The sequence below is a fragment of the Vibrio sp. T9 genome (assembly GCF_003123985.1).
Taxonomy (GTDB): Bacteria; Pseudomonadota; Gammaproteobacteria; order Enterobacterales; family Vibrionaceae; genus Vibrio; species Vibrio diabolicus.
This window is the reverse complement of the sequence record NZ_NIGY01000001.1, coordinates 132,661-146,980: the sequence shown is the minus strand read 5'-3', so window position 1 is coordinate 146,980 and position 14,320 is coordinate 132,661. Positions and strand designations below refer to the sequence as shown.

Annotated in this window: 16 protein-coding genes; 9 read left to right on the top strand and 7 right to left on the bottom strand. The window is 45.1% G+C overall.

The features are described from left to right. The first annotated feature begins 36 nt into the window (after positions 1-36). From CBX98_RS00675 to CBX98_RS00655, 5 genes are all read left to right on the top strand, one after another. The gene (locus CBX98_RS00675) at positions 37-456 is read left to right on the top strand and encodes an NUDIX domain-containing protein (protein WP_069524617.1); all 420 of its coding nucleotides are present in this window, start codon (positions 37-39) and stop codon (positions 454-456) included. Next, positions 446-859 carry an NUDIX domain-containing protein gene (locus tag CBX98_RS00670; RefSeq protein ID WP_109168356.1) on the top strand — a complete coding sequence of 138 codons (414 nt, stop codon included), beginning with the start codon at positions 446-448 and terminating at the stop codon, positions 857-859. Before CBX98_RS00675 ends, CBX98_RS00670 begins: the two co-directional genes overlap by 11 nt. Continuing rightward, the gene (locus tag CBX98_RS26255; protein WP_172605903.1) at positions 860-1,333 is read left to right on the top strand and encodes a hypothetical protein; all 474 of its coding nucleotides are present in this window, start codon (positions 860-862) and stop codon (positions 1,331-1,333) included. 236 nt (positions 1,334-1,569) lie between these two features. Then, a complete protein-coding gene (locus CBX98_RS00660; protein WP_054867073.1) occupies positions 1,570-1,950 on the top strand; it encodes a hypothetical protein in 381 nt (126 codons plus the stop codon). A 47-nt stretch (positions 1,951-1,997) separates the two neighbouring features. Next, positions 1,998-2,228 (top strand): hypothetical protein, encoded by a 231-nt coding sequence (locus CBX98_RS00655; RefSeq protein WP_104974115.1) that lies wholly within the window; start codon positions 1,998-2,000, stop codon positions 2,226-2,228. Between the two features lie 90 nt (positions 2,229-2,318). Here the strand turns inward: CBX98_RS00655 and CBX98_RS00650 are convergent, their stop codons facing one another. Continuing rightward, complete coding sequence (locus CBX98_RS00650; protein WP_109168355.1) at positions 2,319-3,140, bottom strand: sterol desaturase family protein; 822 nt, start codon at positions 3,138-3,140, stop codon at positions 2,319-2,321. A 149-nt stretch (positions 3,141-3,289) separates the two neighbouring features. On the opposite strand from CBX98_RS00650, the gene CBX98_RS00645 reads away from it, so the two are divergent. Next, entirely contained in the window at positions 3,290-4,039 is a 750-nt protein-coding gene (locus CBX98_RS00645) for a tRNA-uridine aminocarboxypropyltransferase (protein ID WP_109168631.1), read from the top strand. Between the two features lie 173 nt (positions 4,040-4,212). Then, positions 4,213-5,121, top strand: coding sequence for an N-acetylglucosamine kinase (nagK, locus tag CBX98_RS00640; RefSeq protein WP_109168354.1), 909 nt, complete (start codon positions 4,213-4,215; stop codon positions 5,119-5,121). A 203-nt stretch (positions 5,122-5,324) separates the two neighbouring features. Here nagK and CBX98_RS00635 read toward each other — a convergent pair whose 3' ends face one another. From CBX98_RS00635 to CBX98_RS00610, 6 genes are all read right to left on the bottom strand, one after another. Beyond that, positions 5,325-5,591, bottom strand: a complete 267-nt coding sequence (locus CBX98_RS00635) for a DUF2960 domain-containing protein (protein ID WP_109168353.1) — start codon at positions 5,589-5,591, stop codon at positions 5,325-5,327. A gap of 74 nt (positions 5,592-5,665) precedes the next feature. Then, positions 5,666-7,444, bottom strand: a complete 1,779-nt coding sequence (locus CBX98_RS00630) for a bifunctional molybdopterin-guanine dinucleotide biosynthesis adaptor protein MobB/molybdopterin molybdotransferase MoeA (protein WP_109168352.1) — start codon at positions 7,442-7,444, stop codon at positions 5,666-5,668. Further along, positions 7,441-8,028, bottom strand: a complete 588-nt coding sequence (mobA, locus tag CBX98_RS00625; RefSeq protein ID WP_005453897.1) for a molybdenum cofactor guanylyltransferase MobA — start codon at positions 8,026-8,028, stop codon at positions 7,441-7,443. The genes CBX98_RS00630 and mobA overlap by 4 nt, the downstream gene beginning before the upstream one ends. After that, positions 8,006-8,725, bottom strand: coding sequence for an energy-coupling factor ABC transporter ATP-binding protein (locus CBX98_RS00620; RefSeq protein ID WP_005396189.1), 720 nt, complete (start codon positions 8,723-8,725; stop codon positions 8,006-8,008). The genes mobA and CBX98_RS00620 overlap by 23 nt, the downstream gene beginning before the upstream one ends. A 50-nt stretch (positions 8,726-8,775) precedes the next feature. Continuing rightward, on the bottom strand, positions 8,776-9,474 hold the full coding sequence (locus tag CBX98_RS00615; RefSeq protein ID WP_005396188.1) for an ABC transporter permease: 699 nt from the start codon (positions 9,472-9,474) through the stop codon (positions 8,776-8,778). A gap of 6 nt (positions 9,475-9,480) precedes the next feature. Next, a complete protein-coding gene (locus CBX98_RS00610; protein WP_005396187.1) occupies positions 9,481-10,299 on the bottom strand; it encodes a substrate-binding domain-containing protein in 819 nt (272 codons plus the stop codon). 332 nt (positions 10,300-10,631) lie between these two features. On the opposite strand from CBX98_RS00610, the gene CBX98_RS00605 reads away from it, so the two are divergent. Further along, a complete protein-coding gene (locus CBX98_RS00605; RefSeq protein ID WP_005396186.1) occupies positions 10,632-12,083 on the top strand; it encodes a sigma-54 dependent transcriptional regulator in 1,452 nt (483 codons plus the stop codon). Then, positions 12,073-14,112, top strand: coding sequence for a cache domain-containing protein (locus tag CBX98_RS00600; protein WP_109168351.1), 2,040 nt, complete (start codon positions 12,073-12,075; stop codon positions 14,110-14,112). Before CBX98_RS00605 ends, CBX98_RS00600 begins: the two co-directional genes overlap by 11 nt. The last annotated feature ends 208 nt before the right edge of the window (positions 14,113-14,320 follow it).

Here is a 14,320-nt window from a genome sequence, read left to right as displayed (position 1 = left end):
TGACTAGAATGTTGTCCGAATTCAAAGGAATGAATCATGCAATTATTACAAAGAGCTAGCCTTATACTGGTTAATCATCAGCAAGAACTTTTGCTTATTCAGCGTTTTCAAAACGATAGACACTATTGGGTTTTCCCCGGTGGCAGTGTTGAGGTAGGAGAGCAGCCTGTTGAAGCCGCGAAAAGAGAAGCGCTGGAAGAAACCTCATTGAAACTCAATTGGGTTGAGAAGGCTTTTGAACTCGAAAATCAAGGGCGCTTAGAAACCTATTTTCTCTCTTATGTCGGGAACTCAAAAGTGAAACTGGGGGCTGGGCCAGAGCAAATCAGAAAATCAGATGTTAATCAGTACCATTTAAAGTGGGTGCGTGTAGAGCAACTTCATGCGATTCCTTTATATCCAGAACAAGCCAAAGCTTTCTGCTTAAACAACGAGGAGTGGTTTTGTGATCGATAAAGTTTGTCCCGTCGTTCTGCGTAAGCAAAACCAAGAGCTCCTACTTTTTAAACATCCGTTGGCGGGTATTCAGCTCGTCAAGGGCGCTATTGAGACGTTTGATGAAAGTTACATCACGGCTGCAAAGCGGGAGCTTGCTGAAGAATCTGGAATTACGCACGTTATCTCCGCTCGGTATTTATGCTCCTGGGACAGTGGCTTTCAAAATCAAGTATGGCACTTTGTTTTGTGCGAGTGTGCTGATTTAGCGGATTCATGGACGTTTCATACGCAAGACGATGGCGGACATGATTTTTCGTTCTTTTGGCACCATATAGGGAGCGATATTTCCTCACAAGCGCATACCGTTTTTCAGAACGCACTGGAAAAAGTTCGAAAACTGATAGACCAAGGAGCGGTGTAAGTGAAGTTGCGAGTTGGAGGTTTAACAAAGACGAATTTGTTAAAGCGCCTGAGTCAAAAGGGTGTTCAATTGAATGCCTTCGCCCAACAGCTATTCGATGATGACAAAGTCGAGTGCTCAGATGAGATTCAATCGTTCTTTTTAACGATAAAAACACCGTCTGACTTCGGACTTTATTTTGGCGCGACCCTTGGAGAAATGATTGAAGCGGCGTCGACACAAAATCTATCACCTTGTCCTTTAGCTGTTGCGCCATACCTCCGTTTGCAAGAAATTGATTTGGCGAAGGAAGAGTACCTTACTGTGGTGTCTTGCCTGCTTTCGAATGACAAATCTTATCCACGTGGTTTGTATCTAAGGGAGCTCGACGACGGATTCTGGCTACGAGGCTTTAGATGCTCGGAAGATTGTATCTTTCCGCCGTCGAAAAAGTTTGTTTTTGTGTCTGAAATAGTGAAGGAGAGTAGAGTGTGACAGACCTTTATCATCGCGCGCCTGACAACCTTTCTCACCTTATCACTTGGGAAAACTAGCGGATTTGAGCGAAATGCCAAAGCTAACACTATGCTTCTATCAGGAGCGAAAAAATTTCTTTCGCACGCCTCACGTACTGTTTAAAGGCACTGTCGATCTCAAAAATGGCTATGAGATTACAAATGTTTAACTGACTTCTATATGCTTTGCGCATTCATTCAGATAAGGAAACGATAATGGATAAATTCGTCGTGTTTCTCTTATGCCTTTTTATGACAGTTGGCGGTGTGGTTCATCTTTATGACAACATTGCTAACGGTTTTTTGCCTTATGATTTTGCGCCACGCTGGTTGAATATTTATTGGAGCGCATTGGGGCTGTTAGACTTACTAGCGGTGTATCTGTTGGTGAAGCACCGTCGTTCCGGATTAGTACTTATGCTATTGATTCTGACGACCAATGTTATTTTTAGCTCGCACGCTCACTATGCATTAGAAATATTGGACAACAATGCCGCACTTCAAATGAAAACACTCTTTTTAGGTTTTTCATTCGGCGTATCTATCTGGTTATGGAACGCGCGTAAACATCGACAATCACGCCAGATATTTCGTTAACTTTCACTTTTCATCACTCAATTAAGGATAGTAAACAGGGATTCGTTATGAACGATTTTAAAGACTTGGCCAGTTTCGCTGGTTTCAGCGTACTGACAGGTTTAAGCTTTGGTACCACTTTCTTCAGTCTGGCTTTTCTATACAGCTCAATAGAAGCACAACAAGTAATGAATACTAATGCTTTGGTGTGCACGGTGCTTGGTGTGGTTGGTTTATTTGTTGGTATTACTCAGTTAAACAAAAAACGTCAACTAACGGAGAGTGAATCCATTAGCTAGCATCGTAAGGATGAAGTGGTGTTTAACTGGTTGGTGTTTAGGTTTAGTCTATTCGCTTTGTTTACGCACTTCATCCACAAAAACTTTTCTTCAACTGTTGCGTCTTCTTCGGTTATAGCGAAAAGGTTGCGTTAACAGCTTGTCTAATCGTTGTTCTGCTTCATTCCTAATTTCCGGTATACCAATTACGACATCATCATGGCCAAGCTCAGGCTGAGCTCGATATGTCCCAAAAAGTCGATCCCAAACAGAAAGGAAGAAACCGAAATTCGAGTTGGTTTCTTTTGCTATCACGGAATGATGAACGCGATGCATGTCTGGCGTTACTATGACGTTTCGCAGTTTCTGATCCGCTAATAAAGCCAGTTTTGCATTACTGTGATTAAACATCGCACTGGCATTGAGCACTATTTCGAATACCACGATAGCGATAGGAGAAACGCCTAAGATAAATACGGTGGCAATTTTGACACCCATCGAGATGATGATTTCGATAGGATGAAAACGTGCGCCAGTGGTGACATCAATGTCGAGATCGGCATGGTGCATTCGATGAAGCTTCCACAGTGGCTTTACATAGTGAAAGACCACATGCTGAACGTAAATGACGAAATCAAGCAGAATAACCGCTAGAAGCACGTTTAACCAAGCGGGCAGGGAGAGCAAATTAAATAGTGCCCATTGTTGCTCCTGAGCGATAATTGCAGCTTGAAAGGCCGCGATAGGCATGACTAACGCAACAATCAAGCTATTCACAGCAACCAGTGATAAGTTATTGACCCAGCGAAACCCACGTGAAGCGGTAAGTGTTTTTCTCGGCAGTTTGTTTTCCCAAAGGGCACAAAGTAATAATACGCCGAGAAAAAAGCCTAATCTTATCCACGAGGGATCTTGAAACGTCGTTTCTGTCACTGTCATTTCCTTATTTATTACTTTATCTATGACCGAGGTAAGGGTGAAATTATTTCAACAAACAGTAAGGTGCTTTGAAGGGCTTATCTTGAGGCGAAACCATAATGTCAGTAGAATCGCGCTCTACTTTTTACTTGGCATTACTTACCATGAGAATTCACGCTTTCCACCGTTTATATCAGTACCGACAATCTATCTCAACCAAGCCTTTCAACGCGCGTGGATGTAAAGTGGTTCGTTGCCAATATTGCCAGGTTTCTGAGCAACACTGTTTGTGCGATCTTCAGCCAAACATCAAGGCTAATATTGCATGTATGTTGATTGTTTCTGAAAACGAAGTATTTAAGCCAAGTAATACCGGTCGTCTAATTGCTGATACGATTCAAGAGACTTACGTGTATCAATGGAACCGAACAGAACCGTCTGAGGAGATGCTGGAGCTACTACAGGATGACAACTACCAACCAGTGATTGTATTTCCTGCAGACTATGTGGATGACCCATCTCGTTTAATTGAAGATCTGGAGCCTGCGCGATTAGTAAACGAAGAGGCTCAGAACAAAAAATGGTTGCTGATCTTTATTGATGGTAGCTGGCGTGAGGCACGAAAGATATTCCGTCGTTCTGACTTTCTTAAATCTTTGCTTGTGCTTTCTATTGAGCCAGAATCTCTGTCTGAATACATCATGCGCCGTTCTGAGAATGAGCAGCATCTTTCAACCGCCGAAGTCGCGACGTTAGTTTTGAAACAAGCCGGTGAGAATAAAGCATCGGAATGCCTTCAGTTGTGGTTTGAAGCCTTTAGAGAAACCTACATGTTGACCAAGACCCGAGTCAAAAACGATCCCAACCGACCGCATTTAAAACGTTTCAAAGAGTGGGTGAAAACCGAGAGCTGACTCTAAGGAATGAACTTTTGTTGATGGCATGTTGTTCAACTGGCTGCGGTGAGGGGATAAATCTGCATTCGGTCACGGTTTGCAGGCGTACAGATATGGATAATGCCACTAGTTTATACTTTTGACTCCAGCCATTTTTGGAGTCGTTTAAGCATTTTTTAGGAGAGAAATACATGTATTACGGCTTTGATGTCGGTGGCACTAAAATTGAATTTGGTGCATTTAACGAGAAGCTTGAGCGTGTAGCGACGGAACGTGTACCTACACCAACAGACAACTACGAGCTGCTGGTTGATACCATTGCGGAATTGGTTAACAAATACGATGCAGAGTTTGGTTGCGAAGGCACAATTGGTCTTGGCCTACCAGGCATGGAAGACGCAGACGATGCAACGGTATTAACGGTTAACGTTCCTGCGGCGAAAGGCAAACCACTGCGCGCGGACCTGGAAGCGAAAATCGGTCGCAGCGTAAAGATTGAGAACGATGCGAACTGTTTTGCGCTATCAGAAGCATGGGACGAAGAGCTTCAAGATGAGCCTTCCGTACTTGGTTTGATCCTAGGTACTGGCTTTGGTGGCGGTTTTATCTACGATGGTAAAGTTTTCTCTGGCCGTAACCACGTAGCAGGTGAGGTGGGCCATACTCGTTTACCTATCGATGCTTGGTTCCACTTAGGCGAAAACGCACCTCTGTTGGGGTGTGGTTGTGACAAGAAGGGGTGTTTAGACAGTTACCTTTCTGGTCGAGGCTTCGAGCTTCTGTATGCCCATTACTACGGTGAAGAGAAGAAAGCGATCGAAATCATTAAAGCGCACGCAGAAGGTGAAGCGAAAGCCGTCGAGCACGTTGAGCGTTTTATGGAGTTGCTGGCTATCTGTTTTGCAAACATCTTTACAGCGACTGACCCACATGTTGTTGTGCTGGGTGGTGGTCTTTCAAACTTCGAATTGATTTATGAAGAGATGCCAAAACGCATCCCTAAACACTTATTGTCTGTGGCTAAGTGTCCTAAGATCATCAAAGCAAAACACGGTGATTCAGGCGGTGTACGCGGTGCTGCGTTCCTAAACATCAAGTAGTGACTGAAACCTTACTCGATATAAAGTAAGAAGAAATCTAAAGCCCCGTTTAGACCATCAAGGTAAAACGGGGCTTTTTACTTATATATCGAAGTAACTCATATACCCAAGTAACTTCTATATGCTGGGTATAGAGCACGAACAAAAATAGCATGTATAAAAAAACTCGCGACGAATCGCGAGTTTTCTGTTTACAGCTAAGCTTATTTGTTCTTTTTGCCTACGCCTAGGTTTTCTTTTTGAGCTAGGGTGACTTTACTAAAGCCTAATTTTCTGAAGTAGTTATCGCGGTAGTTTCGCACCGCTTTAGTGTCAGACACTGCTTCAATTTGTTGCTCCATCTTTAGGAACTCAGTGATATCGATACCTTCTGCTTCTGCAACCGCTTCTTGAATGTTGCGGTGCTGCTGGTATGAGAACGTCAGTTCTTTGTCTTGGTCTTTGTAAGTGTAAAGAATGGTGCGAGCCATAGCTGTCTCTCTGAAAAGGTTTCTGTATTAAACAAAAAGGCCAGACTCGCTGACCTTTGAATTTCTAGTTTGGGCTAGATTCTGCCTTGAAGTGGGATAATTGTCACGCTTTCTCCCGCTTTTACTGTATCAATAGCTGGGGAGATTTCGATTAAACAGTTTGCTTCACTCATTGAGCGCAAAATACCAGAGCCTTGCTTGCCTGTTGTACGAACGGTTAAACGGCCAGTGTCATCCAGTTCATAGATTCCTCGACTAAACTCGGTACGACCTTGTCGAGAGCGAAGATTCTCAGTTGCGATGGCATTCACTTTCAGAGGCTTCCAGCCTTGTTCGCCTTGCATCTTACGCAGTGCAGGCTCAACAAAATTAATGAAAGAGACCATCACGGCAACAGGGTTGCCCGGCAGACCAAAGAACGGCTTGTTGTTGATTTGACCAAACGCGAGTGGACGTCCCGGACGCATGTTGATTCGCCAAAAATCGATTTGACCAAGTTTATCCAAGGCAAGTTTGATGTAATCCGCATCACCAACGGATACGCCACCAGAAGTCATAACCACGTCCGCTTGCGCCGATGCGTTTTCCAACGCTTCAATCATTAACTGTTCGTTGTCTTCCAGAATACCGAAATCCAAGATCTCGCAGCCGAACTTTTCAAGCATGCCCATGATGGTAAAACGGTTGGAATCGTAGATAGAATTCGCTTTTTGCTCTGTTCCCGGCGCTTGTACTTCGTCACCGGTGGAGAACACGGCAACTTTCAATTTGCGGAACACATTCGCTTCACCAAAACCGAGAGAAGCGATCATGCCCATTTCTGGAGAGGCTAGGCGAGTGCCTGCGGTAAAGACGTCACTGCCGATAGCGAGATCTTCACCTGCTTGACGAACGTTTTGGCCTGCTTTGATATTCGCACCATTAAAGGTGACCTTGTCACCTTCTTGAGAGGCTTGCTCACGCATGACCACTGTGTCGCCGTTAAGTGGTGTTGGTGCGCCGGTCATGATCTTCACCGCTTGACCAACTTCCAGAGGCTGATCGTAAGCATGGCCCGCCATCACTTCAGCAACCACTTGGTAGCTATCGCGCTCAATATCATCACTGCGGATGGCATAACCGTCCATCGCGGAGTTGGTGTATTGCGGCACACTTACTGGTGAAATGATATGTTCCGCGAGAACGCGGCCATAGGCGTTTTCAATCTTGCATGCTTCTATTTCCGAAACCGTGTTCACCAAAGAAAGGATTTTTTCTTGGCCTTGAACCACAGAAAGGAAAGCAGGAGAAAGTGTGTCGCAACATGCGGCGTCTTTCTCTTTAGATTTTGGTGCTTTTGCATCTTGAACGTATTGGAGAACAAATTGAGCGATGGCATTCAAATCATTGATGTTCATTTGTGGCAGTTCAGAGTCCAACTCCGCACTGTCGGAAGCGATAGCAATGATGTTTTCATCGTGAGGGTAAAGCCAAGGCTTACCCACTTCTTCACGGTGCAATTCAATTTTAGGAAACGCGATGTTTTTACAGCCTTCGACCAAAACTACATCGAGGTTGTCTTCATCAAAACGTGTTAATAGGTATTCAAACTCTGCTTCGGCTTCTGGCGTTTCTGTCATTAACGCAAAACGGTTGCGAGAAGCAATCAGCATTTGAGACGCGCCAGCTTTGCGTAAACGGTAGCTGTCTTTACCCGGCTTATCGACATCGAAGTTGTGGTGCGCATGTTTTAGCATGCCAATGCGTAAACCTGCTTCAGTCAGCTTTGGCAATAGGGCTTCAAGTAGCGTGGTTTTGCCTGTGCCTGAATAAGCTGCAAAACCAAGAATAGGAATGTTTAGCGTGTGTTTCATGATTCTAATTGTCCAAATTGCGCCAGTTCTTCCGGGGTGTTCAAGTTGACGAAACAGTTTGGTGAGTCGCTAAAGTCAACGTAACTGGTGTTGCACTCTTTGTAGAGCAGAATGATTTTGCGGTCGCCACGTTCTAAAAATGCGGTGAGTTTTGGCAGTACGCGCTTGTGGTAGAGCGTGAAAACAGGTTGCTGATGGTCACCATCATGAGCGACCAAAATATCGCTGTCTTCTTTGACGGCCTGGCAGAAACGCTCGACAAGGTCGGTGTTAATTTGTGGACTATCGCAAGGTACAAATCCGACCCAGTCAGTTTCAGCATGCATCAAACCCGCGTGAATACCGCCCATAGGTCCAGGGAAATCTTTGAATTGATCACTAAATACGAAACCAAATTTGCTGTACGCATCTTGGTTTCGATTGGCATTAATTAAAATGCGTGGTGTTTGTGGAGATAAACGTTCAATTACGTGTTCGATGAGTGGCTTCTGATTTAATTCAATCAGACCTTTATCTTTTCCACCCATACGGCTGGCTTGGCCACCAGCCAAAATGACCCAACTAGTTTGTGTTGGTTGAAGCATATGCATTCTCTTGGGATGTTTCTTTTGGTATGACATACAACAGGGGAGACTCTATCAAAGTCTTGTCTTTAATCCACCACTGTTTTTTACATAAGTCGGTCAGTGCGTTGGTTTGATGGCTTGTCACCACGATACTGGAACCACGATCCAAAAGATCTTTCGCCATCACCACCAATCGCTCAATGGACTCTTGGTCTAAAGACGCACTTGGCTCATCCATCAATAAAATCGACGGTTTTAAGATCCAAGCTCTTGCCATGGCAACACGCTGTTTTTCACCGCCGGACAACACGGAGATATGTTCGTCCGCTAATGTTTCCAAACCTACCATGCGCAGCGCGTGAATAACTTGAGCTCGCTTATCTTTTGGTGTGTCTTGTTGATATTTCACTCCATAGACTACGTTCTCATAAACAGTGCCGTCAAAAAGGTAAGGAGATTGATGGAGATAAATCACATCGACACGGCCGTTGCGGCGCGTCAGTCTTTTCAGCCACGTATCTTTTGGTGCAACAACATCGCCAGTAGAAGGTTTTAGCAAGCCAGCAAGGATTTTGAGTAGGGTAGTTTTGCCCACACCATTGTCACCCTTGAGATAAATGGCATCATTTGGGCCGATGGCTAACTCAGGGATGTGAAAAAGCACACGCTCTTTAAAGCGCATGGATAACTGCTCGGCGGTGATTTTTATAGTCATAATGCGCCTCTACATGGGGTTAATGGTGAGTCGTTTGTTTGCTTCATGTTTTATGTTCTGAGGTAGCCTTTGCCTCTCATGCTTGATAAGAAGAAGTTTAGTGCCAACGCTAAAGATAGTAATACAATTCCTAATGCAACTCCTTGCGCAAAAGCACCTTTGCTGCTTTCCATTGCGATAGCGGTCGGAATATTGCGCGTCACGCCCATAATGTTTCCGCCTACCATCATTGAGCAGCCCACCTCGGTTACGATACGTGAGAACCCTGCAATGATAGCTGCAAGTAGAGGAAAGCGGGTTTCCCAAATCATCGTAGCTGCCACGCGCGGAATGGAGACGCCTAGGGTGATGGCGGTTTCCACTGCACGACGGTCGCTAGATTGCAATGCACCATGCATCATCGATACCAAAACAGGGAAGCAGATCACCATTTGGCCGAAGATCATCGCCTTCTGAGTGAACAGCATTTGCCAATCTCCCCAAGGGCCAGCGCGTGATAGCAACATATACAGCAAAAGGCCAATCACGACGGTAGGAACCGCTTGCAGCGTATTCACGATCGACAGCAAAAACCATTTACCACGAAAGTCGGTATACGCCAGTACAAAGGACATCAAAATAGCCGGCAATACCACTAAAGATATTGCCGTGATAGAAACACTAAAGGAGACCGCAACGATCTCCCATAGGTCTGCATCAAAATTCACCAGTAAGCGAAGCGCTTCCAGTGTTGTATCAGCAAGATTCATATTGCGTTATTTGCTCTCAGCATTCGCAACAAACAGTTGTTTACCGTTTAGGCGGAAACCATTGATAAGCTCCTGTCCACGAGGGTTCACCAACCAATCACTGAATGCTTTCGCGCCTTGGTAGTTGATTGTTGGGTAACGCTCAGGGTTAACAAGAATAACTTGGTACGGGTTAAACAGTTTTTCATCGCCTTGGAACAGAATTTCTAGATCCAATTTGTTTTGATAAGCCAACCATGTGCCGCGGTCTGTCATGGTGTAGCCTTGCATTTCAGACGCCATGTTCAGAGTTGGGCCCATACCCTGACCTACACTGCGGTAACCGCCAAAGTTTGGTTCGATTTTAGTTTGAGCCCAGAAGCCCATTTCTTTTTTGTGCGTACCAGAATCATCGCCGCGAGAGATGAACGTTGCGTTTTTGTTTGCGATCTCTTTGAATACATCTAACACGCCTTCGTCATTTTTGATTTTTGCTGGGTCAGCTTTCGGGCCAACAATTACAAAGTCGTTATACATCAGTTTACGAGGTAGAACGCCGTAGCCTTTCTCAACGAATGTGCCTTCGGCTTTTGGTGCGTGTGTCATCACCAAATCTACGTCACCGTTTTCGCCCATTTTTAAGGCCTTGCCAGTACCCGCAGCGATAACATCGACTTTGTAGCCCGTGTCTTTTTCAAATTGTGGAAGCAGGTAATCAAGTAACCCTGAATGGTACGTACTGGTAGTGGTTGCTAGGCGAACGTGCTCGCCATCTTGAGCGGAAAACGCAGAGTAACTTACAAGCGTGATTGACGTCGCAGCCAGAGTTAGCGCAATTTTTTTCATTTTATGTGTTCCTTTCCAATGATTTTTTGGCTTTTCTCCCGGTGTATTGGGAGAGGCCTCTTGGGCGAGAGCGATTAGTTCAAAGTGCAAGTTGTCTTAGGGTGTTGGAATAACAAACACCAACATCCTGAGATCACTTGAATACGCCCCGTAGCCACCTTATAGCAAACAAGATGCCAACCTTTTACAAGCGAAAAGTGCTCGATTTATGCACTAAATCATGGGGTTATTTGCACAAAAGTTTGCGTTGGTACAAAATGTCGCACTTTTTGTAGGGTATCTCTGTTTAAACTTGGTACACTCTGTCCCATCCGAAGCCATCTGGGGTAAATATGTCTACTCAATCCCATATTAGTACAAACCAACAATATAACGCCTTTTCCGTACTGGTCGTTGATGATGAATTGGGCATGCAAGCCATTTTGAAAAAGGCATTGGGGAAGCTTTTCTCACATGTCGACACTGCTGGCAGCATCGAAGAAGCAGAGCAACTGCGTAATTCTCGACATTATGATCTGATTTTACTGGATATTAATCTGCCGGGGCGCTCTGGGATTGAGTGGGAAGAAGCGTTTGAAGATGACGACAAACGTGCCGATGTGATCTTCATGACGGGCTATGCGGATTTAGAGATTGCTATTCGCGCACTTCAACTTGGTGCTTCTGACTTTATCCTAAAGCCCTTCAACCTAGAACAAATGCTAAAAGCGGTCAGTCGCTGCATGGACCGACGTCTAAACGAGCGCATGCAGTACGCCATGAAGCGCGATTACCAACGTCACAATACCTCCGAGATCATCGGTGGTTCAGAAAAAACGCGTCAGCTTAAGCAGCTGATTAACCAGTTTGCACCATCGCGAGCTTCTGTTTTGGTGGAAGGTGAGTCGGGTACGGGTAAAGAGCTGGTTGCGCGAGGTATTCACCAGGCGAGTGGGCGAACGGGCCCATTTGTGCCTATCAACTGTGGAGCAATTGCGCCAGAGCTACTTGAAAGTGAGTTATTTGGTCATACATCGGGCGCGTTTACCGGTGCGAAAAAATCTCGTGAAGGTTTGTTCCGCGTAGCAAATGGCGGCACCTTGTTCCTCGATGAAATTGGGGAAATGCCACTTGCAATGCAAGCGTCGCTGTTACGCGTTTTGGAGCAACGTACTATCCGTCCTGTTGGTTCAGAAAAAGAAATCAGCATTGATGTCCGTATCGTTGCTGCCACCAACCGAAACCTGCAAGAAGAGGTCAACCAAGGCAACTTCCGCAGTGACCTGTATTACCGTTTGAATGTGCTCAAAATCGAAGTGTGTCCTCTGCGTGAGCGCAAAACCGATTTGTTTGAGCTCGTGCCATTTTTCAGCAATATGCTGACGCGCGAGCTCGGTATGCCTGCGCCAAAATGGGCGCACGAGGACATGGAAGCTATGAGTGAGTACGATTGGCCGGGAAACATTCGTGAGCTGAAAAACTTGATTGAGCGATGCATTTTGCTTGGCAAACCGCCTGCGCATTATTGGCGAGAGCTAAATGGTGGACACTCATTGCCTAATGTGTCAATTACTGTTTCTCACTCTGCTGAACTACCGACATTTAAAGAAGGTAGAGAGTTCACCGGTGAGGGGTATCCAAACAACTGGACTCTGAAAGAAGTCGAAAAAGCGCATATAAAACAGGTCGTTAATTTGCACGAAGGCAACAAGTCAGCCGCTGCTCGTGACTTAGGCGTTGCGCGTAAGACCTTAGAACGTAAGTATAAAGAATGGGATTCTGAGGATGAGGAATATGCCGACTAACGGCCCGCAGCACAAAGGATTGTCGAAATGGACGCACCGTTTTAAAACCATGGTGCGTTATCGCTTATTATTTTTAACCTCCGCACCTATCTTCCTCACTTTGATAGCCCTGATCGGGATTACCATTTATTGGTCCATCCATTATACGTGGCAAAATGCACTGTTTGATGTTTCTGAACGTCTTGGTGTTGCGAATAACAGCGTAACGTTGTTACAGCAAAAGCAATCGAATTACGTACGTGCGTTTGCTGACTCATACGATTTTCGTATTCGCATCAATCAAGGGATACCGCAAGATGAGCTGCAAAAGTGGGTCACTGAGCAGAAGAAAAGATATGCTTTAGATTTTCTCTCTTTCCAACGCGTCAACTCTATGGAAAACAAATTCCGCTTTATGGATCTCACTAAGCGAGAATCGTTTTTTGATGTACTCAATAAAGAAGAACTCGAACGCCTCGATCCTGAACTCGCCAAACGAGCAGAAGTGCCTATTCTTGCTGATGGAGACAGGGAGGCGCGTGGGTTAGTCAGTCGAACCGTGATTCCTGTGTATAGCCAAACGAATGATTTGATCGGCTTTCTTGATGGTGGTTTGCTTCTCAATAACAGCACTGTATTGGTAGATCAAATTCGCGACTTAATCTATCTCAGCGATAATGATCGCCTTCGTCCGGTTGGCACATTGACCGTATTTCTTGATGATTTGCGTGTAAGCACCAACGTTCCTCTAGACAGCGAGCATAGGCTAGGGCGCGCCATAGGCACTCGCGTGAGCGCAGAAGTGTATAACCAAGTACTTTCAAAAGGTGAGCAGTGGGTTGACCGAGCCTATGTGTATGACGCTTGGTATATTACGGCGTATCAACCGATCAAAGACCAATACGACAACGTCATTGGTATGCTTTATACCGGTTACCTAATGTGGCCATTCGTTAAAGCCTACATGACCAACATTGCAGAAATTAGCTTGATTACGGTTATGTTATTGCTGGTTTCCGGCGTGATGGTATATCGCGGTTCTTATGATCTGTTTCGACCGATCGAACGCATCCATAAAGTGGTGAAGCAGGTCCAACAAGGAAAAGAAAAACGGATTGGTCCGTTGGGATTGGATGCCGATCATGAACTTGCGCAGTTAGCCAGACAGTTTGATGATATGTTAGACGCGCTAGAAGAGCGCAAAATTGAACTGAAGAACTCCGCAGCGCAACTTGAATGCAAAGTTCAAGAGCGTACGGCAAGCCTTAGAGAAAAAACCCAAGATCTAGAGCTGCATATTCAATTGCTTAACCAAACTCGCGACAAACTCGTTGTTCATGAAAAACTGGCAGCATTGGGAGAACTCACCGCGGGGATTGCTCACGAAATCAATAACCCAACCGCCGTGATCCTTGGCAACGTGGAGTTGATCCACTTTGAGTTGGGTGACGATGCAAGTCGAGTACAAGAAGAGATTGATGCGATTCACGCGCAAATCGACCGTATTCGCAATATCACGCGCAGTTTATTGCAATACAGTCGCCAAGGTGGTGTTCAAGATGAAATCACTTGGCAACATGTCAATCCTATCATTGATGAAAGCATCACCTTGGTTAAAACGGGCACCAAGAAACGCGACGTCGAGTTTGTGACTGATCTACAAGCGCATACGTCCGTTGAGATAAACCGTCACCACTTGCTACAAATCTTAGTTAATTTGCAAATGAATGCCATTCACGCAATGAACGGCAAAGGCACGTTAACCGTAGTCAGTGAAGACTGGATTGACGAGGGCGAAGTGAAAGGAGCCGCGATTCATGTTATTGACGAGGGTTGCGGTATTAAGCCAGAAAACTTGAATCGAATCTTCTCACCATTTTACACGACGAAGCGAGAGGGTACTGGATTGGGACTGTCGGTCTCTCAAAGTATCCTCAGCCAAACGGGTGGTGAGCTAAAAGCCGAGTCGGAATGGGGAAAGGGCAGTAAATTCAGTATTTATTTACCTAAAAAAGCCGAGCTGATCCTAGAGGTGACGAATATCGCTTAGTCACTTGTTGTAAGCATTACGGAAGAAAGAGCCAGTTATAATACTGGCTCTTTTTTGTATTCAATGACGCATTTGTGCTTGAGCTTTTTGCTTTGAAGAAGCACTGCGATGGTTTCACTAGCGATGAATTAATAAAAACAACACTTGCAGTATGTAGCATGAACAAGTACCGTTGCCCGGTTTTTCTAAATACACCCCAATTGCTAAG